Annotated in this window: 37 protein-coding genes and 4 pseudogenes; 29 read left to right on the forward strand and 12 right to left on the reverse strand. The window is 38.6% G+C overall.

Annotated elements, in window-relative coordinates:
• The first annotated feature begins 332 nt into the window (after positions 1 to 332).
• From LIT25_12340 to LIT25_12355, 4 genes and pseudogenes are all read left to right on the forward strand, one after another.
• Positions 333 to 1,751, forward strand: a complete 1,419-nt coding sequence (locus tag LIT25_12340) for an NAD-dependent succinate-semialdehyde dehydrogenase (GenBank protein ID USK36258.1) — start codon at positions 333 to 335, stop codon at positions 1,749 to 1,751.
• A 276-nt stretch (positions 1,752 to 2,027) separates the two neighbouring features.
• A complete protein-coding gene (locus LIT25_12345) occupies positions 2,028 to 3,305 on the forward strand; it encodes an MFS transporter (GenBank protein ID USK35998.1) in 1,278 nt (425 codons plus the stop codon).
• A gap of 55 nt (positions 3,306 to 3,360) precedes the next feature.
• Positions 3,361 to 4,122: an SDR family oxidoreductase gene (locus tag LIT25_12350; GenBank protein ID USK35999.1), complete on the forward strand. Its 762-nt coding sequence runs from the start codon at positions 3,361 to 3,363 to the stop codon at positions 4,120 to 4,122.
• Between the two features lie 183 nt (positions 4,123 to 4,305).
• Positions 4,306 to 4,428: pseudogene (locus LIT25_12355) on the forward strand (NERD domain-containing protein).
• Between the two features lie 292 nt (positions 4,429 to 4,720).
• Here LIT25_12355 and LIT25_12360 read toward each other — a convergent pair.
• The gene (locus LIT25_12360) at positions 4,721 to 5,053 is read right to left on the reverse strand and encodes a recombinase family protein (protein ID USK36259.1); all 333 of its coding nucleotides are present in this window, start codon (positions 5,051 to 5,053) and stop codon (positions 4,721 to 4,723) included.
• 412 nt (positions 5,054 to 5,465) lie between these two features.
• On the opposite strand from LIT25_12360, the gene LIT25_12365 reads away from it, so the two are divergent.
• Positions 5,466 to 5,753 carry a TetR/AcrR family transcriptional regulator gene (locus LIT25_12365; GenBank protein USK36260.1) on the forward strand — a complete coding sequence of 96 codons (288 nt, stop codon included), beginning with the start codon at positions 5,466 to 5,468 and terminating at the stop codon, positions 5,751 to 5,753.
• Positions 5,754 to 5,993: 240 nt separating this feature from the next.
• Here the strand turns inward: LIT25_12365 and LIT25_12370 are convergent, their stop codons facing one another.
• Positions 5,994 to 7,451, reverse strand: a complete 1,458-nt coding sequence (locus tag LIT25_12370) for a hypothetical protein (protein ID USK36000.1) — start codon at positions 7,449 to 7,451, stop codon at positions 5,994 to 5,996.
• A gap of 95 nt (positions 7,452 to 7,546) precedes the next feature.
• Positions 7,547 to 8,167, reverse strand: a complete 621-nt coding sequence (lexA, locus tag LIT25_12375; GenBank protein ID USK36001.1) for a transcriptional repressor LexA — start codon at positions 8,165 to 8,167, stop codon at positions 7,547 to 7,549.
• A 158-nt stretch (positions 8,168 to 8,325) separates the two neighbouring features.
• Between lexA and LIT25_12380 the strand changes: the two genes are divergently transcribed.
• From LIT25_12380 to LIT25_12440, 13 genes and pseudogenes are all read left to right on the forward strand, one after another.
• Positions 8,326 to 8,640, forward strand: a complete 315-nt coding sequence (locus LIT25_12380; GenBank protein ID USK36002.1) for a LysM peptidoglycan-binding domain-containing protein — start codon at positions 8,326 to 8,328, stop codon at positions 8,638 to 8,640.
• A 13-nt stretch (positions 8,641 to 8,653) separates the two neighbouring features.
• Positions 8,654 to 9,304 (forward strand): recombinase family protein, encoded by a 651-nt coding sequence (locus LIT25_12385; GenBank protein ID USK36261.1) that lies wholly within the window; start codon positions 8,654 to 8,656, stop codon positions 9,302 to 9,304.
• Positions 9,305 to 9,367: 63 nt separating this feature from the next.
• The gene (locus LIT25_12390; GenBank protein ID USK36003.1) at positions 9,368 to 9,598 is read left to right on the forward strand and encodes a DUF896 domain-containing protein; all 231 of its coding nucleotides are present in this window, start codon (positions 9,368 to 9,370) and stop codon (positions 9,596 to 9,598) included.
• A 175-nt stretch (positions 9,599 to 9,773) separates the two neighbouring features.
• On the forward strand, positions 9,774 to 11,780 hold the full coding sequence (tkt, locus tag LIT25_12395) for a transketolase (protein USK36004.1): 2,007 nt from the start codon (positions 9,774 to 9,776) through the stop codon (positions 11,778 to 11,780).
• 140 nt (positions 11,781 to 11,920) lie between these two features.
• Positions 11,921 to 12,367 carry a sporulation inhibitor of replication protein SirA gene (gene sirA, locus LIT25_12400; protein USK36005.1) on the forward strand — a complete coding sequence of 149 codons (447 nt, stop codon included), beginning with the start codon at positions 11,921 to 11,923 and terminating at the stop codon, positions 12,365 to 12,367.
• Positions 12,368 to 12,452: 85 nt separating this feature from the next.
• A complete protein-coding gene (locus LIT25_12405; GenBank protein ID USK36006.1) occupies positions 12,453 to 12,671 on the forward strand; it encodes a YneF family protein in 219 nt (72 codons plus the stop codon).
• A gap of 186 nt (positions 12,672 to 12,857) precedes the next feature.
• On the forward strand, positions 12,858 to 13,025 hold the full coding sequence (locus LIT25_12410) for a hypothetical protein (GenBank protein ID USK36007.1): 168 nt from the start codon (positions 12,858 to 12,860) through the stop codon (positions 13,023 to 13,025).
• Positions 13,026 to 13,063: 38 nt separating this feature from the next.
• Positions 13,064 to 13,177: a hypothetical protein gene (locus LIT25_12415; protein USK36262.1), complete on the forward strand. Its 114-nt coding sequence runs from the start codon at positions 13,064 to 13,066 to the stop codon at positions 13,175 to 13,177.
• Entirely contained in the window at positions 13,171 to 13,668 is a 498-nt protein-coding gene (locus LIT25_12420) for a tyrosine-type recombinase/integrase (protein USK36008.1), read from the forward strand. Before LIT25_12415 ends, LIT25_12420 begins: the two co-directional genes overlap by 7 nt.
• Positions 13,669 to 13,880: 212 nt before the next feature.
• A complete protein-coding gene (locus tag LIT25_12425) occupies positions 13,881 to 14,030 on the forward strand; it encodes a hypothetical protein (protein USK36009.1) in 150 nt (49 codons plus the stop codon).
• Between the two features lie 70 nt (positions 14,031 to 14,100).
• Positions 14,101 to 14,545 (forward strand): annotated as a pseudogene (locus LIT25_12430) (phage portal protein).
• 20 nt (positions 14,546 to 14,565) lie between these two features.
• A complete protein-coding gene (locus LIT25_12435) occupies positions 14,566 to 14,790 on the forward strand; it encodes a hypothetical protein (GenBank protein USK36010.1) in 225 nt (74 codons plus the stop codon).
• 160 nt (positions 14,791 to 14,950) lie between these two features.
• Positions 14,951 to 15,071, forward strand: a pseudogene (locus LIT25_12440) (YneF family protein).
• Positions 15,072 to 15,134: 63 nt separating this feature from the next.
• Here the strand turns inward: LIT25_12440 and LIT25_12445 are convergent.
• Complete coding sequence (locus LIT25_12445) at positions 15,135 to 15,314, reverse strand: aspartyl-phosphate phosphatase Spo0E family protein (protein USK36011.1); 180 nt, start codon at positions 15,312 to 15,314, stop codon at positions 15,135 to 15,137.
• Between the two features lie 268 nt (positions 15,315 to 15,582).
• On the opposite strand from LIT25_12445, the gene LIT25_12450 reads away from it, so the two are divergent.
• From LIT25_12450 to LIT25_12460, 3 genes and pseudogenes are all read left to right on the forward strand, one after another.
• Complete coding sequence (locus tag LIT25_12450; protein ID USK36012.1) at positions 15,583 to 16,290, forward strand: cytochrome c biogenesis protein CcdA; 708 nt, start codon at positions 15,583 to 15,585, stop codon at positions 16,288 to 16,290.
• A gap of 114 nt (positions 16,291 to 16,404) precedes the next feature.
• Positions 16,405 to 16,765, forward strand: a pseudogene (locus tag LIT25_12455) (response regulator).
• 104 nt (positions 16,766 to 16,869) lie between these two features.
• Positions 16,870 to 17,352, forward strand: a complete 483-nt coding sequence (locus tag LIT25_12460; protein ID USK36263.1) for a DUF1453 family protein — start codon at positions 16,870 to 16,872, stop codon at positions 17,350 to 17,352.
• A gap of 139 nt (positions 17,353 to 17,491) precedes the next feature.
• Here the strand turns inward: LIT25_12460 and LIT25_12465 are convergent, their stop codons facing one another.
• From LIT25_12465 to LIT25_12490, 6 genes are all read right to left on the reverse strand, one after another.
• Complete coding sequence (locus tag LIT25_12465; protein ID USK36013.1) at positions 17,492 to 17,917, reverse strand: DUF2621 domain-containing protein; 426 nt, start codon at positions 17,915 to 17,917, stop codon at positions 17,492 to 17,494.
• Positions 17,918 to 17,988: 71 nt separating this feature from the next.
• Positions 17,989 to 18,183 (reverse strand): hypothetical protein, encoded by a 195-nt coding sequence (locus LIT25_12470; protein USK36014.1) that lies wholly within the window; start codon positions 18,181 to 18,183, stop codon positions 17,989 to 17,991.
• Between the two features lie 147 nt (positions 18,184 to 18,330).
• Positions 18,331 to 18,441 (reverse strand): YflJ family protein, encoded by a 111-nt coding sequence (locus LIT25_12475; GenBank protein ID USK36015.1) that lies wholly within the window; start codon positions 18,439 to 18,441, stop codon positions 18,331 to 18,333.
• A 302-nt stretch (positions 18,442 to 18,743) separates the two neighbouring features.
• Entirely contained in the window at positions 18,744 to 18,923 is a 180-nt protein-coding gene (locus LIT25_12480; GenBank protein ID USK36016.1) for a hypothetical protein, read from the reverse strand.
• 154 nt (positions 18,924 to 19,077) lie between these two features.
• Positions 19,078 to 19,482: an Hsp20 family protein gene (locus tag LIT25_12485; protein ID USK36017.1), complete on the reverse strand. Its 405-nt coding sequence runs from the start codon at positions 19,480 to 19,482 to the stop codon at positions 19,078 to 19,080.
• 267 nt (positions 19,483 to 19,749) lie between these two features.
• Entirely contained in the window at positions 19,750 to 19,896 is a 147-nt protein-coding gene (locus LIT25_12490) for a small acid-soluble spore protein P (protein ID USK36018.1), read from the reverse strand.
• Between the two features lie 128 nt (positions 19,897 to 20,024).
• On the opposite strand from LIT25_12490, the gene LIT25_12495 reads away from it, so the two are divergent.
• The gene (locus LIT25_12495) at positions 20,025 to 20,288 is read left to right on the forward strand and encodes a hypothetical protein (protein USK36019.1); all 264 of its coding nucleotides are present in this window, start codon (positions 20,025 to 20,027) and stop codon (positions 20,286 to 20,288) included.
• A 34-nt stretch (positions 20,289 to 20,322) separates the two neighbouring features.
• Here LIT25_12495 and sspO read toward each other — a convergent pair whose 3' ends face one another.
• The gene (gene sspO, locus LIT25_12500; protein ID USK36020.1) at positions 20,323 to 20,472 is read right to left on the reverse strand and encodes a small acid-soluble spore protein O; all 150 of its coding nucleotides are present in this window, start codon (positions 20,470 to 20,472) and stop codon (positions 20,323 to 20,325) included.
• 242 nt (positions 20,473 to 20,714) lie between these two features.
• Between sspO and acnA the strand changes: the two genes are divergently transcribed.
• The 7 genes from acnA (at position 20,715) to LIT25_12535 (ending at position 25,753) form a co-directional block, all read left to right on the forward strand.
• Positions 20,715 to 23,441, forward strand: a complete 2,727-nt coding sequence (gene acnA / locus LIT25_12505; GenBank protein ID USK36021.1) for an aconitate hydratase AcnA — start codon at positions 20,715 to 20,717, stop codon at positions 23,439 to 23,441.
• A 158-nt stretch (positions 23,442 to 23,599) separates the two neighbouring features.
• The gene (locus LIT25_12510; GenBank protein ID USK36022.1) at positions 23,600 to 24,112 is read left to right on the forward strand and encodes a redoxin domain-containing protein; all 513 of its coding nucleotides are present in this window, start codon (positions 23,600 to 23,602) and stop codon (positions 24,110 to 24,112) included.
• Between the two features lie 114 nt (positions 24,113 to 24,226).
• The gene (locus LIT25_12515; GenBank protein USK36023.1) at positions 24,227 to 24,358 is read left to right on the forward strand and encodes an FbpB family small basic protein; all 132 of its coding nucleotides are present in this window, start codon (positions 24,227 to 24,229) and stop codon (positions 24,356 to 24,358) included.
• A gap of 66 nt (positions 24,359 to 24,424) precedes the next feature.
• The gene (locus tag LIT25_12520; protein USK36024.1) at positions 24,425 to 24,568 is read left to right on the forward strand and encodes an acid-soluble spore protein N; all 144 of its coding nucleotides are present in this window, start codon (positions 24,425 to 24,427) and stop codon (positions 24,566 to 24,568) included.
• 93 nt (positions 24,569 to 24,661) lie between these two features.
• Positions 24,662 to 24,892: a small acid-soluble spore protein Tlp gene (gene tlp / locus LIT25_12525; GenBank protein USK36025.1), complete on the forward strand. Its 231-nt coding sequence runs from the start codon at positions 24,662 to 24,664 to the stop codon at positions 24,890 to 24,892.
• Between the two features lie 133 nt (positions 24,893 to 25,025).
• The gene (locus tag LIT25_12530) at positions 25,026 to 25,442 is read left to right on the forward strand and encodes an acyl-CoA thioesterase (GenBank protein ID USK36026.1); all 417 of its coding nucleotides are present in this window, start codon (positions 25,026 to 25,028) and stop codon (positions 25,440 to 25,442) included.
• An 8-nt stretch (positions 25,443 to 25,450) separates the two neighbouring features.
• Entirely contained in the window at positions 25,451 to 25,753 is a 303-nt protein-coding gene (locus LIT25_12535; GenBank protein ID USK36027.1) for a hypothetical protein, read from the forward strand.
• 11 nt (positions 25,754 to 25,764) lie between these two features.
• On the opposite strand, the gene LIT25_12540 is transcribed toward LIT25_12535, so the two are convergent.
• On the reverse strand, positions 25,765 to 26,067 hold the full coding sequence (locus tag LIT25_12540; GenBank protein ID USK36028.1) for a HesB/YadR/YfhF family protein: 303 nt from the start codon (positions 26,065 to 26,067) through the stop codon (positions 25,765 to 25,767).
• Positions 26,068 to 26,137 lie beyond the last annotated feature (70 nt).

The following is a 26,137-nucleotide window of genomic DNA, read 5'->3' on the forward strand; positions in this document are numbered from 1 at the left end:
GAAACCGTGATAGGATCGGGTATCGTTCCAAAAAATCCTGATGTGACGGAAGCGGAGATACTCGAATGATGCAACTAGAAGCTGGATCGTTACAAAGTACCTCGCGTCATTGAATTTCGAAAAAATGGCCCAAATCGGCTGTTGGCAAAATCCTACACAGTATATGGATAGAGAATGGAAAAAAGGAACAGTCCAATCTCACCATAGCTTGAAAGCAGATGTGCAGGAAGCATTCATGGTAGCATTCTGATAAGCTTCATTAATTCTGGAAAAGTCGACTATTCCTAGTTCGGCTTTTCCGATAGATATAAGATCGTGAGGGAGTGTTGATGATGTATATCAATGGTGAATGGTTGAGAACGGATCAGGTATTTGAAGTGAATAACCCGGCTACAGGGGAAAAGGTGGATACCGTTTATTTTGCCGGTGAAGAAGAGACGAATTGGGCGATTCAGGCCGCAGAGAATGCGTTTCCACAATGGGCCGCATTCACAGCAGAACAGCGCAGTTCCTATTTATGGCGGATTGTCGAGAAACTTCGGGAAAAGAAGGAAGAAATGGCTCAAATCATTACAAAAGAAATGGGGAAAACAATTCATCATGCCAGGCAAGAGGTAGCTTCGACCGTGGCTTTCTTTCAATGGTATGCCGAAGAGGCACGCAGAATTTACGGAGAAATCATTCCTCCATCTGCAGCCAACAAACGCCTTCAGGTGATTCGTCAACCTGTCGGTGTTGTAGGGGCCATTACTCCTTGGAATTTTCCGTTGTCCATGGCAGCCAGAAAGTTGGGGCCAGCCCTAGCTACCGGGTGTACAGTAATACTGAAGCCTTCGAAAGAAGCTCCGTTGTCTTCAGTTGCGTTATTTAAAATCTTTGATGAAATTGGTATGCCGAAAGGAGTGGCTAATCTCGTCATCGGGCAATCTGGTCCTATAGCCAACACGCTCATGAACAGCAAAATCGTAAAGAAAATTTCCTTTACTGGTTCAACGGAAGTGGGGAAAGTTCTCATTGCCCAGTCTGCACAAACCGTTAAGCGTGTATCGATGGAATTAGGGGGCCATGCTCCTTTTATCGTTTTTAATGATGCTGACATCGACTTGGCTGTTGAAGGCTTAGTGGGAAGTAAATTTGGTTCAAATGGCCAACAATGCGTTTGCCCGAATCGGGTTTATGTGCAGGAAGGAATTTATTCGGAATTTGCCGAAAAGTTGAAAGGGAAAGTCCAAAACATCAAAGTAGGTAACGGACTGGATGAACAAAATGAAATGGGGCCATTAGTATATGAAGAAGCCATTGGAAAGGTACAAGAGCAAGTTGATGATGCCGTTCGCCTCGGAGCTTGTGTACTTAACGGTGGCAAAAGGCTGTCGGGTGGAAGCTACTCCAATGGATATTTTTATGCCCCAACTGTTTTGGCGGATGTTACGGATAATATGCTGATTACCAGGGAAGAAACGTTCGGACCCGTCATTCCACTCCTAAGGTTCCGCAGTGAGGAAGAAGTGATCGAAAGAGCGAATAACATTGAATATGGACTTGCCTCTTATTTTTATACGAAAGATCTTTCCCGCATGTATCGCGTTTCTGAAAAACTTGATTATGGCATGGTCGGAGTGAATGATGCTATTCCCTTTGCAGTCCAAGCGCCATTTGGCGGTGTAAAAGAAAGCGGGTTAGGTCGAGAAGGCGGAAAGTATGGCTTAGATGACTATTTAGACACAAAAATGATTTCCGTACAGATTTAATGGATTATCGATACATTTAAATTTCGTTTTGCCTAATTAATGGGAGTGGAAAGCCAATTGCCGTTTGTTTTTGATACGGTATCTGATTCTCTGCTAGACAGGTATATGGGAAGAAGGTTCGCGTATGCCCGCTTGTCCTTGTTTATTGTAAGCTTCTGTATGAAACCGTTGTCACACATTTATAGCTAATTACCCGGTGTTGTGCATTTCTTTATAAATTGAGAATCAAGGTTTTTAAGCTGAAACATTTATATCCATAGATATGGGGGAATGCTTATGCGCTGGGCTGTTTTGGCCATGCTATTTTTCGGCTTTCTGATTAACTTTGCTGACAAGAGTATTGTCGGGTTTGCTGCTGGTCCTTTGATGAAGGAATTGGGTTTGTCTTATGGACAATGGGGAATTATTGGAAGTAGTTTTTTCTGGATATTTCCCTTGGCCGCGATCTTAGTGGGAGCCCTTACGGATAAAATCGGAGCCAAGAAAATGATAAGTATTATGCTTTTGGCATGGTCTATCCTCCAGTTTGGAGGATATGTGATCGCAGGGTTTTCGACGCTTCTTTTGTATCGCTTTTTGCTTGGCTTCGCTGAAGGAGGGTACGCTCCTGCAGCCCTTAACCAATTGTTTTCTTACTTCCCACCGCATATGCGGGCCCGGGCGACTACCATTTTCACCACCGGTTCAACGGTTGGAGCTTATGCTGTTGCCCCATTGATAGTGGCCCTGATTCAAATCGTAGGTTGGAGGCATACGTTTGCCATTACGGGACTATTCAGTTTACTTCTGTTAGTCGTGTGGATTATCGTAATCCCTAAGCGAAGTCCAAAGCTACAAGAAGTAGAAGAGAAGCCCGTCGCCAGCCAAAAAAGTAAAGTCACTTGGTCAGAATTATACTCGGTTTTGTTGTCACGGACATGCTTACTAACCTTATTTGCCACGGCTGGATTCTTTTTCCTGTCGACTTGGATGCAGATTTGGATGCCTTTATACTTCGTGAAAGTGGTTCAAATCTCTGAAATGGGAATGGCGTATTCCACGTTAATGGTCGGAGCGATATCGGTGATGACGGCGATAACAATGGCAACAATTTCTGACCGCGTATTTAAGAAAACACAAAATCTTCGTGCTGCACGGGTGTGGGTAACAGGAAGTGGAATGATGACCAGTGCCCTGATTTTTGGATCACTCTTCTTCATTCACTCAGCGGTGTGGGCTGTTATCGCTATTGGGTTGGCACATGGCTTTTCATTCATTATCCTTACAACATCTCACATCATTATGAGCCATCAGCTTCCCGAACGTACATCCACCCTCTCTGGGGTGATCGTAGCTTTTCAGAATATTGCAGCGGCTATAAGCTCGATTGCTACCGGATTTATTATTGAATTTGCCGGAAAAGATAATGTGATTCAAGGGTTTAATTATTCTTTTCTGATGGTCTCTTCAATCATCCTAATTATCTCATTGCTATTTACGATCTTTGTTTATCCTGATCGAAACAAGAATAAAATCAATTTGGCTGATATAGGGGAGGCATCATCTGTTTCCTAATGAATAGGGACTTGATACATGCAACAGAAAAAACTTTGCTCAAGGAGGAAGAATAATGGATTTTGCAGGAAAAGTCGTATTAATCACAGGGGCTGCAGGGGGAATTGGCAAGGAGACCGCTCATTTATTTGCCAAACACGGAGCGAAACTGGCGTTAGTCGATTTGAATCCCCAAGCACTAGAGTCGCTTACTAAAGAACTGGAGTTAGAGGATTATTTTCTTCAAACTGCTGATGTGACAAGTGAAGAGCAAGTAGAGAATTTTGTTCTGCAAATTAAGAAGAAGTACGGAAAAATTGACGTTTTCTTTAATAATGCAGGAATAGAAGGAAAGATTGCTTCTATTATAGAAACATCTTCCGAGGATTTTGATAAGGTTCTGAATGTCAATATAAAAGGTGTCTTTTTGGGTTTAAAGCATGTTATGGCTATCATGATGGAGCAAAGATCAGGAAGTATCATTAATATGGCATCCATTACGGGGTTAAGAGGCTCCGTCGGCTTGGCTCCCTATTCTGCCTCAAAACATGCAGTGATCGGATTGACCAAAACAGCATCCTTAGAATCAGCAGAAATGGGGGTTCGCGTGAATGCAATCTGCCCTGGATATGTCGACACCCGGATGATGCAGGCCATTGAGGAGGCCAAAGCACCAGAGCATGCGAAACTGGTGAGAGAAAAAGCTTTGGCGAAGGTACCGATGAAGCGCTATGCTCAGCCAGATGAAATTGCAGAACTTGTTTTGTTTTTAGCTTCAGATAATGCTTCTTTCATCACAGGAAGCCATTATGTCATTGATGGAGGGATTCTGGCATAAGATCGTGTGGAACAGCAGTCGATATGGCGGGCTATTTCTAAAGAATTGGCCACTGTTCGAAAAGACTCGATCCTCTCTAAATAAGCTAAAACTGCCTTTACTTTAGATTCCAAGGAAATTTGGCCATAGAAAAACTGCACTCTAATTGTTTGGTTTGTCTAGCAATTAGAGTTCAGTTCAAATAATCCACTTCACCAATTGAACCGAAGTGAATCTCTGCTTCGCCAGTTGCTTCAGAATATAGGAGTTACCCTCCCTTTTGAAGCCAAAGTAGTTTTTATCAATCCCGAGTTCATCCTATACCAACGGCAATCTAATACAAACTTTAAAACTATGCGGTCATAGATTGAATAAGGATACTCTTTATGCAATCTGGTATTGGGACAAAAGTAAAAGTGTGCAGCAATAGAGTATTTACATAACCTGGTTTTAATCTGTGAACTTCTTCAACTCCCTCAGTTAAATACGATTTTCTCACGAATACTCGCTTATTCGCAGGATTTCATAACCCTTGATATGGAGTTAACGATTAAATGATATGAATTTAGATCATCATGGCTTCGTAAAAGACCTTTGAGACATTCAAAACGTGCAACAACTATTCTAGGTTGTTTGCACGTTTCTTTCTAATTTCCACATATAAAGTTGCTTTAGGAACACTAGTGAGTTTCACAATGTCTTTCACACTTAATCCATTCGTGTTTCTACTATTATATAATCGTAATGCTTCTTCTATATTCTTTCTCGGTTGTGAAGGATGACCCATGTGTTTACCTTTAAATATAGCTCTTTCTCTGCCTTCAGATGTTCGTTCAACTATTATATCTCTCTCAAACTGCGCAAAAGAACCTAATACATTGAATAATAAAGATTTTAGAGGGTTTGCTGTATCATTGACCTTAAAAGATAGAATATCTTTGATAAAATAGATATGAACTTTTTTTCTTGCAGTGTTTCTATAATTTTATTTAAATCAATAATCGATCTGGCCAAACGATTTATTTTTGTTACCATCACTGTATCTCAAGGTCTCACATTTTCTAATAACTTTTTTAGCTCATTTCTATTCTTTGTTGTCGTGCCAGTAATTTTTTCTACATAGATACGTTCGCAGCCATTCTTAAACGCAAATTATCGGTCAAAGTGACAGAGTGGGTATGATAGGCTCGGATGATGAAACATTTGCTTCAGCCTTTCAAGACCGATCATTCCCACAGAGGCTCTATGTCAAGCCCTTAACCACTTATCTTGGCATACTCTTATACACAAAGATAAAAGGTGCATTCTATCGTCGATGAAACTGTAGACCACAGACGGCGATTAAGACAGCATTTATTGAGTTGATGGTTGAAAAGAATTTTGACCACATCACGATTCAAGATATTGCCGATCGAGCGAACGTCGGAAGAAGAACAGTCTATTCACATTACTTAGATAAATTTGATTTACTTGAGAAGTTAATCGATGAACATTTAGAGGAATTAAAGCTAATTTGCGAACAAAAAGCAGATGAAAGGTTTGTAGATGGAACCATTATCTGGTTCGATTATTTTGATAAGCATGAGTTATTTTTCTCCACGATGGTGGCGAGTAAGGGAGCTCCAACATTTAGAAGTCGTTTCTTGCTTTAATATTCATTCAGGTTCAGTTAATACTGACCAAGTTTTAATTTTTTGAATATCGAAATGTTCTTTCCTTTATTATACAAAACAATAGAAAAGACGATATGAAATTCCAATTCATACCGTCTTTTTTAAACAACTATTTTGCTGTTCTATCCATTTACCGTAGTAGAAAAGCTAAACAATTAATACTAGAACGTGGAGAAGGGGGTTTTTATTAAGTAATATAGAAAATAGCCTCGGCATTACTCAGTCGAGGTTTTCAGATTTTCCCTTATCAAAGTAGTCTTTAAGCAGTCTCATAATTGCTATCCCCGCAAGCACACTTCCCACAGCAATACCTGATAAAGCGACAACGAGCGAAATATATTCAAAAACAGAATAACCGGCAAGCTTGCTCCACTCAATTTTTCCCCGCCAGTCTTCAATCACCAGATTCATTCCGTAAATACCGGAGATAACGGTATAGGTCGTTAAGATCAGCAAAAGAGAATTATGGCGTTTGCTGGCAAGCTTTTCCTGGTTTTGATAAAGACTATCCATTGTGTTTTTTACCTCTTTGTAAAGGGTTCCGATTTTAAAACGATCTTTCATCATAACAGAAAGCTCTTGTCCTTCAGTCCGGCTGCTGATTTCAGAAAAAATATATTTGGCGGTAAAATTGGCGATCGATCGAATCAGTTTGTCCATTTTATCTTGTTTTTGGTCAATATAGAGCTGTGAATAGCTGTATGAAAGCTTTAAAAGGACAATTTTATAAAATATGTGCAAAATCATGTTGTAATAAAGCTGGCCATACATTTCTTCAGCAATGAGTTTTTCATTTTTTGTGTCTCTGCTGATGCAAGTAAATGTATGGTCGCTGATAATATGAAAACTATCCGGGGACCATCTGTCATAAACATGATCATTTACGTATTTTTCGATATACTTTTGATTGCTTGCAGAGGTGTATGGCTGTTTTTTTTCTTTATATCCATTCATGTGTCCGATTCTGAATAAATCGTTATTTGTTATTTGATCATCAGGTGCAGCCGTTAAAAAACTGGATACGAACATCCTTTCATCAATAAAATAAGGGAGGCTGCCCAGATAAGTTGATTGATTATTCTCGCTTTTTTCTATGAAGGGGACGATGAAAGGGCAAAGGTCCTTGAAGATAAAATCCTGTGTCTTGTCAAAACGCTTTTCCCCAGTATAGAGAACAGTACCTTTTTCTTCTGTAATTGAGGGCTCTAGAACGCGAAAATGATCCATAAAATCCAGTGCATCACTTAAAGAGAAATCTTCATTGGTATTATAAGGGTCTGTTCGAATCGTTACCATGCCGATAGAGAAGGGACAAAGGTAGATATCAATTGAATGAACTTTCATAGAAAATGTATTGTGTGCAGTCTCAAGTCTGCAATTCAAATTTAAAGGCTTTGAATAACGGTTTATGGCTTTTTCTTTATATTTGTCAGGGAATAAGATTTGTTCTATGTAGGGCATAAAATAATGATTTAATCGTTTATGCGGGATATCAATGCTCTCCCCGTAATATATATTTTGCTGGTTAACATTATCAATTGAAAAAAATTCAAACCCGTTGGCTAAGAGCTTCTCAGTTAACTCCTGAATGCAGTCCTTAGCCCATGAAAAGGGAAAAATGAATTGGCAATTCGTTCGCAGAATGGTTATTTCATCATAGTTAATTTTGGAATTCATAGGTTACCTCTTCTAAATTTTATCAACTATTATATTCCCCTTGCTGGAGCGCATAAAACCCAAAAATAAAAATCTTTGCTGCTCAGCAAAGATTTTTAATGAATATTCCGGTAAACCCCAATGACTTTCCCTAAAATCGTAACATTTCGCAGAATAATAGGATTCATAGTTGAATTTTCAGGCTGGAGGCGAATGAAGTCTTTTTCTTTAAAGAAACGTTTTACTGTTGCTTCATCATCTTCTGTCATGGCTACTACGATATCACCGTTATTTGCCGTCTTCTGCTGTTTAACGATAACCATATCCCCGTCCAGAATTCCTGCTTCTATCATACTGTCTCCCATAATTTCGAGCATGAATACTTGATCATCTGCTGCTGCAAACGTATCAGGAAGCGGAAAATATTCCTCAACATTTTCGATGGCCGTTATGGGAGATCCCGCTGTAACCTTACCGATAATCGGAACATTAATAACATTTGATCTAGGAATATGTGAAGTCTCTTCTTCTAAAATTTCAATGGCTCTGGGCTTAGTTGGATCGCGTCTGATTAGTCCCTTGCTCTCTAGCCTGGCCAGGTGGCCGTGTACAGTTGAACTAGAAGCAAGGCCGACAGCTTCGCCAATTTCGCGAACAGAAGGCGGATAACCTTTTTTCTGAACTTCTAATTTGATGAAGTTTAAGATATCCTGCTGTCTTTTTGATAATTTTGTCATCTTTTGCACCTCGCGTCCTGTAATTTATGTTGATTATAGCATGTTTTTCCTGTGCATACAAACATAAGTTCGAAAAAACCCGTTGACAGAAACGTTTGTTCTCATTATACTGAAAATATCAAAAGTGCGAACAAACATTCTATTTCGAGGTGGGGATTATGTTGAAAGAATCATTTTCTTATTTACTCTCATTTTTTATCGTCGTTATTGTCGCTGTCTTTGCTTTGTCTTATACTGGTGAAAAAGACAGAATGGATCACTACGTAAATATAGAAGTTACTGAAGGGGACAGCATCTGGAGCATTGCTGACCAATTTAAAGATCATCATAACCTTTCTAAGACAGATTTTGTCGAGTGGGTACAGGAAAAAAACGGCATGGAGACAGCAGTCATTAAACCTGGTGAACAAGTCTTTATACCAATAGAGAAAACAGCCTATTATGAGGTCAATCAAATAGCCAGCAAGAAATAGGGAAGTGAGTACACTGAACGCCATCATCTATTGCAGAGTCAGCACAGTGAAAGAAGAACAGGAAACATCTCTTTTAAGACAGAAGGAAGAGCTTATAAATCTTTCTGAGCAGCACAGCATGAATATTGTAAAAGTGATTGAAGAGCAGGCCAGCGGCTACGATATAGAGAGAGACGGAATATTTGAACTGTTTGACTGCATCAAAAATCAGCAGGTAGATGCAATCCTGATCCAGGATGAAACAAGGCTTGGGAGGGGAAACGCCAGAATTGCACTCATTCATTTTCTGCTTAAAGAGGGAATAACACTTTATTCCGTCACGCATAACGGCAGGCTTCTGCTATCAGAAGCTGATTCCATGGTACTTGAAATCGTCAGCATTGTTGAAGAATATCAGAGAAAAATTCACAATCTGAAAATCAAAAGAGGCATGCAGCGAGCGGTCAAAAACGGGTTTAAGCCTCAAAATAACCTGTCTAATATTCATGGGAGCCCCGGAAAGGACAAAAAAGAGCTTCCTGTTTCAGAAATAGTCCGCTTAAAACAAAACAAACTGACCTTTTCAGAAATTGCTGCTACTTTAAGAGGCTTTGGACATGATGTTTCAAAGGCAACGGTACATAGAAGATATCAGGAATATATAAAACAATCAGGAGACCAATAAGTTGTCTTTTACAGTCATTTTTAGTACGATAGCATAGTGAATCTACAAAAAGGAGTTACCATCATGCTTTCAAAAGAAAAAATGGCTAGAATAAATGAGCTTTCAAAAAAGGCTAAATCAAGCGCTTTGTCACCTGAAGAACTAAAAGAACAGCAAAGCCTGAGACAGGAATACCTGCAGGTGTTTCGCGGTTCCATGAAAAATACATTAAAAGGCGTTACGATCCTCGACCCAAACGGTACGGATGTAACACCTCAAAAACTAAAAGATGAGAAGAAGCGAAACCTTCATTAATAAGAGGAATACGTCAATTTGTGATGTATTCCTTTTCAATTTGCATATAATACATTAGAATAGTTTCTTACACATCTTAATGCACTATTTCATTTCATGATTAATGGTTGTATCATAAAGTGTGTACCGCTATGATAAGAAAGTAGAATGTTATTTCTGAAAGGATGATCAAATTATGACACATTCAATTCAAGACTTATCTATTGCTACGATTCGAACATTATCGATCGATGCAATCGAGAAAGCAAATTCAGGACATCCTGGAATGCCTATGGGGGCAGCTCCAATGGCTTACTCGCTTTGGACACAATATATGAATCATAATCCTAAAAACCCGGAATGGTTTAACCGTGACCGTTTTGTTTTATCAGCTGGTCATGGATCTATGCTGCTGTATAGTCTGCTTCATTTGTCAGGCTATGATCTATCTATGGAAGATCTAAAATCTTTCAGACAGTGGGGAAGCAAAACTCCAGGCCACCCTGAATTCCATCACACAGCTGGTGTTGATGCAACGACAGGTCCATTAGGCCAGGGAATCGGCATGGCTGTAGGAATGGCCATGGCAGAGCGCCATCTTGCACATACATACAATAAAGAATCATATTCTGTAGTAGATCATTACACATACGCTATTTGCGGAGATGGAGACTTAATGGAGGGTATCTCTTCTGAAGCAGCATCTCTTGCAGGTCACCTGAAGCTTGGCAAATTAGTCGTTTTATATGATTCAAATGATATTTCTCTTGATGGCGACTTAGATCGATCATTCTCTGAAAATGTTGAAGATCGTTTCAAATCTATCGGATGGCAGGTCATCCGTGTTGAAGACGGCAATAATTTAGAAGAGATTTCTAAAGCAATCGAAGCCGCTAAAAAAGATGAAACTCGTCCAACGTTAATTGAAGTGAAAACAACAATCGGCTACGGCTCTCCAAATATGTCCGGAAAGTCTGACGTACATGGCAAGCCGCTTGGGATTGACGAAATTAAATTGACAAAAGAAGCTTATGCTTGGACATTTGAAGAAGACTTTTATGTTCCAGAAGAAGTTTATGCTCATTTCAAGGAATCTGCTGAACAATTCGGATCTAAGAAAGAGCAGGAATGGAATGATCTTTTCGAAAGCTATAAAAAAGAATACCCAGAGCTTGCAAAACAGCTGAACGCCGGAATCAAGGGCGAATTGCTTGAAAACTGGGGCGAGGCAGTACCGGTGTATGAAGAGGGAAAAGCTCTTGCATCACGTGCATCCTCTGGTGAGGTATTAAATGCACTGGCAAAAAATATTCCTTATATCTTTGGAGGATCAGCGGATTTAGCGGGTTCTAACAATACATCCATTAAAGGAGCTGCTGATTTCACAGCAGAAGATTACAGCGGCCGTAATATTTGGTTTGGCGTACGTGAATTCGCAATGGGTGCTGCATTAAATGGTATGGCTTTGCATGGCGGCCTGCGAGTATATGGAGGAACATTCTTTGTATTCTCTGATTACCTGCGTCCGGCAATCCGTTTAGCTGCACTTATGGGACTTCCTGTAACATATGTATTTACACATGACAGCATTGCTGTTGGGGAAGATGGACCAACCCATGAGCCGATTGAACAGCTTCCATCTCTGCGTGCAATGCCTAATTTAACAGTAATCCGCCCGGCAGATGGTAATGAGACTGCTGCAGCATGGCGTATTGCATTAGAATCAGAAACGTCACCAACTGCACTTGTCCTGACTAGACAAAACTTAAAAACAATTAAAGGTACTTCTGAAACAGCTTATGATGGCGTTTCTAAGGGAGCTTACACGATCTCAGCAAGCAAAAAAGAAACAGCAGATGCCTTGTTATTAGCTACAGGATCTGAAGTTGGGCTTGCGGTTGAAGCTCAGGATGCCCTGCTTAAAGAAGGTATAGATGTTGCTGTTGTCAGCATGCCATCATGGAACCGATTTGAAAGTCAATCAAAAGAGTACCGTGAATCCGTTCTACCTAAGACTGTTAAAAAACGTCTTGCGATTGAAATGGCAGCTCCACTGGGCTGGGAACGCTATACTGGAGATGAGGGCGATGTTCTTGCGATTAACCAGTTCGGCGCATCTGCACCTGGAAATAAAATTATGAAAGAGTATGGCTTTACTGTTGAAAACGTAATGGCAAGAGTAAAAGCGCTGCTTGAACAATAATCACCTCTGAGAGAGAACGATTTTGATCGTTCTCTCTTTTTCGACAAAAAAAGTGATGCATTTCTCTGTTATTTAGACAAATTTCTAATACTTGATTCCATTATAATTGACGATAACAGTTATTTCGGAGGGGTGGAAGAATGAGGCACTATTATGTCTATTTAATAGAAGAGGAATTTGCGAACCACTTTTTTGGCCGAGAAGCGAAACTGTTCCATCTTTTTCAGGAATATCTCAGGACAAGCCCTGAGCAGCAGGAATTTTATCACTTATACAAACAAATAAGATATGTAACTAAATCAATTTCAGCTGATTCAATGGATAATATGATTGAATCAAGTTTAATGAACCAATACAATTATGTTCATACTGAAGGTTATCATCGAATCGTCAGCGAATCGAAGCAGGGGAATGCTATGCTGCAAGTAAGGGATCAATATATAGAAGTCACTTCTATTGGAAGTTTTGATATGGAAGCGATCTTTTTTGAAATACTGAGAAAAATTGACTCCTGTTTTTTAGCTATGGATTTTGAAGCTAAACGATATGGCTGGCTAAAACCGATAAAAGAAAGAAAATTTGTCTAAAAAGGCAGAAATTATGGAGTATTTGTTGTATAATATCCTATGGTTTAGTACACTGTAAAATAGACAACATGAAGGAGGAAATACGATGGATCTGTGGGTAGTCATTCTAGTAGGCGTTCTGGCATTACTTGCTGGAGTAGCACTAGGATTTTTCATTGCTCGCCAGTATATGATGAGTTACTTGAAGAAAAATCCGCCAATTAACGAGCAAATGTTAAAAATGATGATGATGCAAATGGGAATGAAACCATCCCAAAAGAAAATCAATCAAATGATGTCTTCTATGAATAAAATGCAAAAGTAATGAACCCTTATATATCAAGGGTTTGACCCTTGTTCAAGGAAATTCTGAGACAAGATTTGGTTTAACTTTTGTTGAAGAGTGAATCTTTCATCAGATATTTTCTTTATTTTTGCTTTATCTTTCATAAAACTAATCTGAAACCACTTTTTCTGATGGAAACTAAACCAGAGGAAGGTGGTTTTTTGTATGTTGTTAGAAGATATTCTTGAGGAATACATGTGCCATTGCCAAGCAAAAGGATTTACAGCAAAAACTATAAAGAACAAAAGGCAAGAGTATAAGCAGTTGAAGAATTTCTTAAAAGAAAAGAGAGCAATTACAGAAATTGAAAGCATCACTACAAAGCATATTTAAGAGTGAAACAGAAAGATGGATTGCAACCACAATCAATTGTGTCCATGTTTAAAATGATTAAGGCATTCTTTGCGTGGTGCGAGCAGGAAGAATATTTAAAGGGAAATATCGCAAAGAATGTTGAGACACCCAAGTACCAAAGAAAGTGTTGAAGGGTTTTACTCCCAAAGAAGTTTATTCCATGATTGAAGCATTTACTTATAAGAACTATCTAGAAACCAGAAACAAGGCAATCATTGCAATTTTGTCTGACTGTGGATTAAGAGCAATGGAGATTAGAGGGTTGACTGATAATGTAAGGGAAACATCAATCTTGGTTAATGGTAAGGGAAATAAGGAGAGGATTGTTTTTATATCTCCTGCACTCAAAAGAATCCTTATCAAGTACGAAAGAATGAAGAAAGAGTATTTCCAAGACAAAGACACAACAAATCATTATTTCTTATCTTACACAGGTAATGATATTTCACATGTGGCTCTGGACAATGTAATTAAAAAAGCGGGGAAAAGAGCAGGTGTTGAGGGTAAAAGGGTTTCACCTCATACATTCCGTCATTTCTATGCCGTCCAATGCTTACAGCAAGGAATTGATGTTTATTCATTATCAAGATTGTTGGGGCATTCAGATATTTCAATTACTTAAAGGTATCTCCATTCAATGGATGATGAACAGTTTTTGGATAAAGCAGTTTCTTCTAGTCCTCTAATGAATATTAGGAAGTTGAAGAAATGAATAAACAGTTGAAACATATTGTTTACTACACTAAGAAAGTTGCAGAAAAAGGTGCAAAAGCAAGTCCAACATAAGAATAAAATACTTAAAAATTAAATACATTTAGAACGGTCTTACGGAGGGTGGATGGTAAATTAGTGATACTAGGTCTTGTGAAAATTGAAAAATCATGGGCAGGGCTAAATGGCTATGATACAGATAACATTAGAGAAAAAGTAGAATTAACATTATACGGTAATAAGTTTTCAAAATTTATATTTAATGAACAATAAAAAATGTGCAAATATTATTAAAGCATCCATAAAGATATGGGTGCTTTTTATTTATGAAAGGAAGAAGGAAATGAATATACAAGAGTATATTAAAATCGTTCACTACGGAAATCCTTTCTGGTTCGTGGATGAAGTATCCCATTATACAAGTCAAAAACGTATTTTGGAAACTATTGAAAAGAAAAAATATTTAGATGACAGACACACTATTTCAAATAGGGTGGTAGAAAACTACAATGGTAAACCTTATGAGCGTAGCGTTGTACTTCAATATGCAAAATGACCTTGATGACTTCATTAATATCATTGATGCTATGGAAGACTTATTATTAAGCAAGTTTAGTGATTCATTCTATAAATTCCATAATCCAATCCCTGTTGTTATAGGTCAACAATTGAAGGGCGAAGGATTAAATCCCCATATCGTTGGTGGTGGTATTACATTAGATGATAATGCTGACTTTAAATTCGCTCATGGTGAATTGAATCATCAAGCGTTTGATACTATCTTAAATCGTTTTGGGGCAACGAAACTATGATATTACAGGTGTCTCTATTGAGAAAAAAGGATACCTTGATATTACTTGTTAAGACGACTGTTGAAGTTGGAGATGTGACAACATACACATTCAATCCTGTAAAAACAGGTCAATTTTACTTCTTACTTATCAGAGCAATGTATGTGAATAAGGGTAATGTATTTTATGCAACCATGCAGGAATCGCCAACTGTTGCAACAGAACAAAAACCACTATGGTAAAACTAGTTCGGCTTCTTCAGAAGTCGGCTTTTTTCATGAATTAAAATTTCAACTAAATAAAAAGATAAACCACTTTCCTACTATAATAATATAGGAAATGTAGACATGTACTAATAAACATGGTATATTTTTCATCATAGAATAAGTGATTCGGATTAGGCGTAAAAACGTTGATATATCAATGTTAAAAATGATGATGATGCAAATTGCAAATGGGAATGAAACCATCCCAAAAGAAAATCAATCAAATGATGAAAATGATGAACAATCAAGCAAAATAAAAATTCTGCGGGATTTTTATATGATAAAAAGCACGCTCAGAAGCGTGCTTTTTTGTATGGTTTTTAAGAATAAGTCATTCGTTTCATTGAACTGTAGCTATAACGATTGTATTCATTCAGCAAGTGATCGAGTTCCTGACTGTATTGAATGGACACGTTTGAGTTAATTCCATTTTTCGTTGCGATATCGATCATTTCCGCTCGTTTTTTTTCAATAAGTTTCAATAATTCTTGTTTAGACACGAAAACTTGTCCTTTCTGTATGTAAGTTCTATCCGATCCTCTTGCTAATAATTTCTATTATATCCTAATTTGGAAAATAGTTCGAAGGGAAAATAAGGATTTTTCCAATTAATATATGACTATTATAAAGGTAACAGCTCTATGAAGAAATCCCTTTGAATAGTTGTTAAGGAATTGACATAAAAATGTCACATAGTGAAACATATAATTCTCTGGATGTATTTGCTAAAATGTAATGTGACTCAACTAAGAGAGGAGGACAGTACAAATGACAGATTTGAATCTATTTATAGCCTTTGGAGCTGGTTTTTTATCTTTTGTCTCTCCTTGCTGCCTGCCTTTATATCCAGCCTTTTTATCATACATAACTGGTGTATCGGTCGGAGAGATAAAAACGGAAAATGCTATGCTGCAAAAGAGGAGTCTTCTTCACACACTGTTCTTTTTACTTGGATTCTCGATTATTTTTATCGCACTCGGTTTTGGGAGTTCTTTTATTGGGGAGTTCTTTTTTGGATATTCTGAATTGATCAGGCAAGTGGGAGCTATTCTTATTATCTTCTTTGGACTTGTGATCGTGGGTGTTTTCCAGCCGAAGTTCTTAATGAAGGAACACCGCTTTGAATTAAAAAACAGACCGTCTGGGTATCTAGGTTCTGTTTTAATAGGACTTGCATTTGCCGCAGGCTGGACGCCGTGTACAGGGCCAATCTTAACAGCTGTTTTCGCTTTGACGCTCAGCAACCCAGGTTCTGCAATGATCTATATGATAGCCTATATACTTGGTTTTGCTATTCCATTTCTTGTAATGGCTTTCTTTATTGGCAGGCTGGGATGGATCCGAAAACATAATTTGAAAATCATGAAGATTGGCGGATGGCTGATGATTCTTATTGGAATCATGCTCTTTTTCGACTGGATGACACAGATCATTATCTTATTCAGCAGATTGTTTGGAGGGTTTACAGGATTTTAGACCTAATAAATTTTATTTTTAGATCGATTTTACTACCTCTTGCTCCTTTTTTTGTTATAATAACCCATAGAATAGTAGAATTTGCTTTCGGAAAGACTGTGAGGAGGAGCTTGCATAGCTAAAGTACTGATAGTGGATGATGCCAAGTTTTATGAGGGTAACACTATCTAAAATACTTACAAGCAATGGACATGAAATTGCAGGAGAAGCTGATAATGGAGCAGAAGCAATTTACCTTTATCAAACATTGCAGCCAGACCTGGCTGCAATGGATATCACAATGCCGGAGATGAACGGCATCGAAGCATTAAAAGAAATTAAAAAAGAATTTCCTAAATCAAAGATTATTATGTGTTCAGCGATGGGGCAGCAGAAAATGGTCGTTGAAGCTATTGAAGACGGAGCGAAGGACTTTATCATAAAGCCTTTTGATGAAACAAGAGTGTACGACGCCATAAATCGTGTTTTGGGATAAACTCTCTGATAATATCAAAGAACCTTCGGATATTTGACAAGATGGTTTTTTATTTATGACTAAACTGTATTATAATATAAGTAACTCCGTGAAAAGGATTGATCATATTGGTCATTTTCTCAACAATTATTGCAATCGTGATGGCATTAGGTGTCATGATGATACGCAAGAGAGCTTCTAAAAAGCCTGCTAGTGCCAAAAAGATTATCTTGCCGCCAATCTTTATGAGCACTGGTGCATTGATGTTTTTGCACCCTATGTTCCGTGTGACTCCGTTTGAATTTATGGAAGCGATCACGCTTGGATGTATTTTCTCTATCTTTTTAATCAAAACTTCAACATTTGAAGTAAAAGAAGACAAGATTTATTTGAAAAGGTCAAAGGCTTTTGCGTTTATATTAATCGGACTGCTGATAATCCGAATCGTTTTAAAATTTTACTTGAGCAATACGATAGACGTAGGTGAACTAAGCGGAATGTTCTGGATCCTTGCGTTTGGAATGATTGTCCCATGGCGAATTGCCATGTATCTTTCCTATCGGAAACTCGAAAATCAGCTCAACCCGCCAAATATTCAGGCTACATGAAAAACCCACCAGGAGATCTGGTGGGTTTTTCAATGATAGAGAAGGATAAAATTTTGCACATTGATGTTCAGCTCCAGCGCATAACTCTTCGGTCAGAACGGCTCTGTCATGCCTGCGTAATAAGGCGCTTGTGCTTTCCTTAGAATAAAGCTCTGTATGGTGTATGATCGATTTCTTTTTCCTTAAGTCTTTTTAACAGGAATTTATGATCTCGTTTAGGAGTAGCTGTAATATAACCGCGAATCACCAAGTCCTGAGTGATTCGGTCTGCATTTTCCTTTAATGCAATCTCCCCGATTTTGCCTGCAATTTTAGCTCTTGCGACATCTCTGAATAATTCAGGCACAGGTTCTACAAGGTCTTCTAAAAGCTCTTTCTGCCTTGAATCCCATAGGTGCCTTGTTTGCTGTATGTAATAATCTTCCCAATCCAGGTCCGATTTTCCATCCTCTTTTGGTAAACGCTTTAAAAATTTGCGGAACATAAAAAAACCGCCTATTCCAAGCATTCCTGCCAAAAAAACGACCCAGAAAAGAATAAACCATAGGAACCAGCCGTCTAACATCTTTCAAACCCCCGATCCAGCCTGCAATCTGCCTCTATTATACACCACGAAATGGGGGTTGAAAAGTTGTCTTATCCGGACTGGACCTGTTTTGAGAGCTCCAGCAAGGATTTTTTTACCGCTTTGCGCTTATTTCGGTCTTTGCCTGATGAGAGGTGTCCCAGCAGCTCTGCATGTGCAATATAAAAAGAGCGTTTGTAAGAGAGGTCAATACGGATTGTCCCGGAATTTGTGGGAAGATACAGAATTTCATACAGTAACGTCATAAACACTCCTCCTCTTTCAGCAGTTTCTTATTCATTATATGATTAAAAACGACTATAAAAAAGAATTATTTACCTTATTAATGTAAATTTTTTTTAAATTTATTTGATTTTATAGTTCTATATACCCATAAAAGAAACTTCCCTACGTCAGGAAGTTTCATCCATTTCTTGAGTGAATTGGAAATAAAGGTTGCGGAGAACGAAGGTTTTATACAATTTTAATTTCCGTCTTTCAGTTGGGTGTTTAGTGATCCCCATTTCTCTCGTTTTTTAACATACCATCCTTTTGAACCGTAATAAGCCATAAGAAAACCCCTTTTTATATATTTAGGAGAAAATATGATAAAAAGAGGTTTTTCAGAACAAGTACAGTTTTTAATATGAAACTTTCAAGTCTCCCCATCATATATTGATCTATAGGAGGCTTAGACATGGAGAAGTATTATTGTACAAATTGTATGCTGCTTTTAAACCAAGACCAATTATGCAATCGCTGCGGTAACAAGGTGATTAATAAAATTGAAATAAATGTTCAAACCCACCAGCCGAAGAAAACTGGCTTAAAAAAAGAATCGGACTCTTAGCGGCGGCATCTTTATAGGTGCCGTTTCGCTCGTTTCCTGCTCTGAATCCTGAACAGTCTTACTTGTTTCATTTGACCCTGTATGAATGGAATTCCCAAAATTCACTACTCCGCCTGTAATTTCATGAATGACGAGATTTTTAATAAATACACCCAAACCTTCCACGCTCCTTCTCAATACTTATATGACAATTGAAAAGGACTTGTCTAAACCATTACCTAAACAGAAAGAAAAAGGCTTGCTCCTGATTTTGCTCAGGCATGGCTATAAAGAAATTTAGCCAAAACAAAAAGCAAGACAAAATCTTGCTTTAATTTGTAAATTGGACAGGAATGTGACATCCGTTGCGGGCACAGCTGCCTTCTTTGCATATTTTTACTTCCAGAATATCATTTGAAAAAAAGGCTTCTATCATTTTTTTCTCAAGTGAAAAAGGAAGAAGAATGGATCTTTCCAGCTGATCTTTATCTTCATTTGCAGATAGAGAAGGATGGGCCGAGATGATTAACGTTTCTTGATTGGTTACTATTTTTATATCTTCTGGATTTATATTTGTGAATTCTGCTTCTACAATATATTCATCACTTGTTTCAAATAAATCCACACGGAAAGAATGGTAATCAAGCAGAGCTGAGAATGGATCTGTGAAAAATTGATTCATCCAGTCTTCAATACAGCTTAGATCAGATGGCTTTGAACGTTTTTTTTTATCCATCTAAAATTGACCTCCAAAAACCATACTACTTAAATCATATTCAGTTCATAAACATTGCGTGAATGAAAGTAAATGAAATATAGAAGAGTAATAATAATGAAAGGGTCATACTTTTTTCTGGCGGATGATTATGCACAAGATAATTGAGCTTGAGGGGATGAAAAACTGTATAAAATATTTTATTATCTGTCAGGAACGATAATGCTTAGCCAAAAAAATAAAAAATAGATGAACGGATGCCTGAAGCAGAGCCGTTCATATTATTGATTACATGTCGTGGTGAGAGTTATGTTTTTGGCGGGTATGATTGCGGTTCTTCACTTTTTTAGATCCGCTTAAAGGTTCAGGCTGACCCGGATTATTGCCTTTAGGTGCATTCTTGCGCATATCTTTACTATCATTTTTATTGGTCATGTTTTTTCACCATCCTTTCTAATTAGGATGAAACTTTTAAGATGCAATCATACAAATTAAAGCCTGTATAATATGACCATTTATATCCCACAATAAGCTACATATAGCACATTACAGGAGGGAATTATATGCCATACCATAAAGACAAACAGCAGGCTTTTCAGGCTGCCCAGCAAGGAACTGCTCAGGCGGAAAATATGTACCAGCAGCTATCCGCTGACAGCTCAGATTACGGCATTCAGCTTAGCCACTTAAAAGAAGAAGTGAATGAAGCATATGAACAAATTAACAATGCACTTGAAGTGGCCTCAGAAACACAGCGTGCAACATTAGAGCAATACAGAAAAGATCTCTCAAGAATTGTTGCAGAGGTGAATATTGAGAATCAATAAGTTAAAAAACGACGGGAATTCCGTCGTTTTTTGATTACTGATTTTTTTTGCGTTTTTTATTATTCTGCTTTTGGGCTGCAGTTAGAGGCTCATTCGAAAATTCCTCATTATATCCTGTCCCTTTTCCTTGTGCTGAAGCAGCGTTCATGCCTTCTATGACATGGTTTGCTTTGCGTTTTGCCATTCTCTTTCACCCCCGTGGATATAGTGTGTGTTTTTTAAAGAAAATGATGTGCGCGTTTACAATTCTATATATTAAAAAAGTACTGAAGCTTTCAACTATAAGAACTACTTATGTAGTTTGATAACAGCATTGTTATTTACTTATGTTAAAACATGTATTAAGATGAAATTGTGCGAATAATTTGGTGGGAGAGACCGAGGTTTCGACACACTTCGATTTTGATTTAAAAGGGGAGAAAACATATGACGAAACAACAGCAATTATCACATCACGATGTTTTCCAAGCGCGTAAAAGTTTTACAGTAGGCGGAAAAACATACAACTATTACTCATTAAAAGCATTAGAAGATGCAGGAGTCGGCAATGTTTCAAAATTGCCATACTCAATTAAAGTTCTGCTTGAATCAGTTCTGAGACAAGTAGATGGAAGAGTCATCACAAAAGAGCATGTCGAAAATTTGGCAAAATGGGGAACTGCAGAGCAAAAAGAACTTGATGTGCCATTTAAGCCATCACGTGTTATTCTTCAGGATTTCACAGGCGTTCCGGCTGTAGTAGACCTTGCTTCGCTCCGTAAAGCAATGGCAGACATCGGCGGTAATCCTGATGTCATTAATCCTGAAATCACAGTGGACTTGGTAATCGACCACTCTGTACAGGTTGATAAAGCAGGAACAACGGATTCCCTTCAATTCAATATGGAACTTGAGTTCGAACGCAACGCTGAGCGCTATAAATTTTTGAGCTGGGCAAAGAAAGCGTTTAATAATTATCGCGCAGTACCTCCTGCAACTGGAATCGTTCACCAGGTAAACCTAGAGTACCTGGCTAACGTTGTTCATGCAGTAGAAGGCGCGGACGGAACATTTGAAACATACCCAGATTCACTTGTAGGAACGGATTCACATACAACTATGATCAACGGCATCGGCGTATTAGGATGGGGTGTCGGCGGTATTGAGGCTGAAGCTGGAATGCTTGGACAGCCATCATATTTCCCGGTTCCTGAAGTAATCGGAGTAAAATTGACTGGCCAAATGCCAAACGGCACAACGGCAACAGACCTTGCCCTTAAAGTAACACAAGTTCTTCGTCAAAAAGGCGTTGTAGGCAAGTTTGTTGAATTCTTCGGACCTGGTGTACCGCAGCTGCCGCTTGCAGACCGTGCAACAATTGCCAACATGGCACCAGAATACGGCGCAACTTGCGGATTCTTCCCGGTAGACGATGAGGCATTGGAGTACATGAAGTTAACTGGCCGTGACCAGGAGCTTGTAGATGTTGTTGAAGCATACTGCAAAGCCAACGAACTATTCTTCTCACCAGATGATGAGCCGGTATACACATCTGTTGTTGAAATTGATCTTGCTGAGATTGAAGCAAATCTTTCAGGACCTAAGCGTCCTCAGGACTTAATTCCTCTATCAGCTATGCAGAAATCTTTCCAGACAGCTCTTGCTGCTCCAAGCGGCAACCAGGGCTTTGGTTTAGAAGCAGCAGAAGCTAAAAAAGAAATCAGCGTTATTCTTGCAAACGGTGAAGAAACAAAAATGAAAACAGGAGCTATTGCCATTGCCGCGATTACAAGCTGCACAAACACTTCTAACCCATATGTATTGGTTGGAGCTGGTTTAGTAGCTAAAAAAGCAATCGAAAAAGGCATGAAAGTTCCTGCATATGTTAAAACTTCTTTAGCTCCAGGTTCAAAAGTTGTAACAGGCTACCTTGAGAACTCAGGATTGCTTCCTTATATGAACCAACTAGGCTTCAATGTAGTCGGTTATGGATGTACAACATGCATCGGGAACTCCGGTCCTCTTGCAGAAGAGATTGAAAAAGCAGTTGCTGAAAACGACTTGCTTGTTACATCTGTTCTTTCAGGTAACCGCAACTTTGAAGGAAGAATTCATCCGCTAGTAAAAGGAAACTATCTGGCTTCACCGCCGCTGGTTGTAGCCTATGCTTTAGCTGGTACAGTGAATATTGATCTTAAAAATGACTCATTAGGTAAAGATAAGGATGGCAATGATGTATTCTTTAACGATATCTGGCCATCAATGGACGAAATCAATGAGATCGTAAAACAAACAGTAACACCTGAGCTCTTCCGCCAGGAATATGGCAGAGTATTTGATGATAACGAGCGCTGGAATGCAATACAGACAACAGATGAGGCATTGTATCAGTGGGATCAGGATTCCACTTATATTCAAAACCCTCCATTCTTTGAAAACTTAAATCCAGAGCCGGGTCTTGTTGAGCCGCTTACGAATTTGCGCGTCGTTGCAAAATTCGGCGATTCTGTTACAACAGACCATATTTCGCCAGCCGGTTCAATCGGAAAAGATACTCCTGCAGGACGCTACCTTCAGGAAAAAGGCGTCAGCCCGAGAGAATTTAACTCATATGGTTCACGCCGCGGAAATCATGAAGTTATGATGCGCGGAACATTTGCAAATATCCGTATTAAAAACCAAGTAGCACCTGGAACAGAAGGCGGCTATACAACATATTGGCCAACAGGTGAAGTGACTTCCATCTATGACGCTTGCATGAAGTACAAACAAGACGGAACTGGTCTTGTCGTTCTTGCTGGCAAAGACTATGGTATGGGAAGCTCACGTGACTGGGCAGCAAAAGGCACAAACCTTTTGGGCATCAAAACAGTTATTGCTGAGAGCTTTGAGCGTATTCACAGAAGCAACCTAGTGTTCATGGGCGTTCTACCTCTGCAGTTCAAGCAAGGAGAAAGTGCTGAGGTTCTTGGCTTAACAGGTAAAGAAACAATTGAGGTTCTGATTGATGAAGCAGTTAAACCTCGCGACCATGTGAAAGTAAGAGCAACTGATGAAGAAGGCAGTGTAAAAGAATTTGAAGTGCTTGTACGCTTTGACAGTGATGTTGAAGTCGACTACTACCGCCATGGCGGCATCCTTCAAATGGTCTTACGCGAAAAAATAAAAGGCTAAATTGTGAAAAGGACGGAGTTTCCGTCCTTTTTTTGCGTGGTTTTATTGTCCTTTTTAATAAGAGATGATTTAATAAAATAGAACGTAAATAGGTGGTTGTCCTAATACCATCTTCCTTACATATAAATGAGATATTAGGGATATGCAGCAAGGGGGAAATGAAATTGAAACGAATACTTGCCATTTGTCTGCTTGTGTTTTTGGCGGGCTATGCAGTCTGGTTTGCGATCCTGCCTAAAGAACCAAAAGAAGGGCTTGAGATAGGAAATAAGCCACCAGAATTTGAACTTGAGATGCTAAACGGAGAAAAAGTTAATTTAGAAGACGTAAAAGGCAAAAAAGTGATGATCAATTTCTGGGCTACTTGGTGTCCGCCATGCGAAGCGGAAATGCCGGAAATGCAGAAGCTGCAAAATGAGCACCCTGATGAATTGGTTGTTCTTGCAGTTAACATGACAAATGCTGAAAAAAGCAGGGAAGATGTTGAAACATTTATTTCAAAACGGAATCTGACCTTTCCTGTAGCTTTGGATAAGGATGGAAGAGTAAGTGTTCAATACGAAGTTTATTCGTATCCGACAACTTATTTTCTCGATGAAGAAGGAAAAATCTTAAATATATCCCGCGGTGCGATGACACAGGAAACAATGGAGAAACTGCTTGAAATCTAACTTTTAAAGACTGTTTAGGTAAACTAAGCAGTCTTTTTTTGTTTTTTCTAAAAACTTGTACTATTTTTCTTGTTTATGGCAAAACTGAATTTAATACGTATGGAGGTGTCCAGCTTGAGAAAAATAAAAAAGATGACGTTTGAAGAGTTAGTTCTTGAAAATAAGAAGGAACTGCTGAAGGATCAGGAAGCTTTAAACCGGCTTGAAGAGAGAGTGGAGCAGCGTCTGTTCGATAAGCTCAGCTAAATCCAACACTTGGTTGTCATGTTTGCCCCTTAACTGGAGAAGATAATGGTGAGGAGGCGAGAGAACATGACAAATTCAAATGATAAACAAAGCCATTTCACTCCAAATCACATTGGAACAAAATCCAGAGGGTTTGGCGGAAATAAAGGGAAAAAAATGCAAAATAAATCGAATGAACATCCACAGGTAATGCAAACAAAAGGTGAGTAGTGTAAAATAAGTTTCCATAATAATATTATGTAAACTTATTGACTGTTTGCATTTATTCTTTTTTTAATCAAACTTAGTAAAGGATGTGTTCACATGGGTTATAAATCAAATCCAGATGATCGTTCAGATAATGTTGAAAAGCTGCAGGATATGGTTCAAAACACGATCGAAAATATAGAAAAAGCACAGGAAACGGCAGAGTTTTCAAGTGGCGAAGAAAGAGCCCGCATTGAAGCTAAAAACCACCGCCGTGAAGAAAGTCTTGAAGCCTTCCGTTCTGAAATCAGTGATGAAGCATCTGCACGCGAGAATGGCTATAAATAACTAAAAAAATTATTAAGGATGTCCCTCTTATACAGGGGCATCCTTTATCTTTTGTTGCAAATGACAGCATATGGTATGATAATATTTATTCGTTGTCCTAAATTTGGATGCTTCATAAGGAGAGGGAACACATATGCTTGTTTCAAAAAAAGAGATAGAAGTAAGGTACGCAGAAACGGATCAAATGGGTGTTGTTTATCATGCCAATTATTTAGTATGGATGGAAGTGGGCAGAACACAGCTGATTCAGGATCTGGGCTTTTCCTATGCAGATATGGAAAAAGAAGGGATTATATCTCCAGTCATTGATCTCCAGGTTCAGTACAAAAAACCGATGAAATACGGTGAAACCGTTAAAGTACATACTTGGATAGAAGAATATAATGGCTTTAAAGTCGCATACGGCTACGAAATGTACACACCTGACGGAGAGCTAGCACTTCAGGCAGTTTCAAACCATGTGTGTGTCAAAAAAGAAAATTTCAAACCGATACAAATCCGCAAAAAATATCCGGAATGGCACGCGGCATATGAAAAAGCGAAAAAGTAGGGATTTCTGTGGCATTTGGAATAAAACGCAAGGAACTGGCTGATTGGAAAGTGAAGATAGCAAAAGGAGAGCTTGCATTTCTGACCCATTTTTGGACAGATCCAAGATTTCCTGCTTCACACGCTGTTACAAAGGCAGGCTGCTCTAATTTACCAAAGCTCATCGAGTGGGGAGAAGCGTTTGGATTAAGGAAAGAGTGGATTCATCATGACAAGGAATATCCGCATTTTGACTTGATGGGAGAGGTACAGCTCAAAGTCTTGGAAGCACATAATTTAATGGACCACATCGAACGTTTCCGTTTACGTTAAAAAACCGCAGATTATTCATCTGCGGTTTTTTTATAATCAAAAACGGGTTCCCCTTTTTCTTCGTCAAAGCCAATGACCAAGTCATTTTGATCGAAATACCAAATGTCACTTTCTTCAATAAAGAAGGTAATGCCGTTTTTTTCTGTTTTTGCACCCATTTGCTTTGGCTGATCTTTCACTACACCTAAAGAAAAACCCTTTTGAATGGTGCTGCTGCCTCCGTATCGGACAAAAAATCGAAACGAATCTCCGCTTGCAACATTCATTTCACTTTGATACCACTCTGCCGCTTTGTCACTAATATGTATGTTCATCCTGAGTATCACTCCTTCTCTCATACGATACCACGAAAAGACAAATCAAAAACAGAACGAAGCAAATTTC

It is taken from the genome of Bacillus sp. F19 (genome assembly GCA_023823795.1).
Classification (GTDB): domain Bacteria; phylum Bacillota; class Bacilli; order Bacillales; family Bacillaceae; genus Bacillus_P.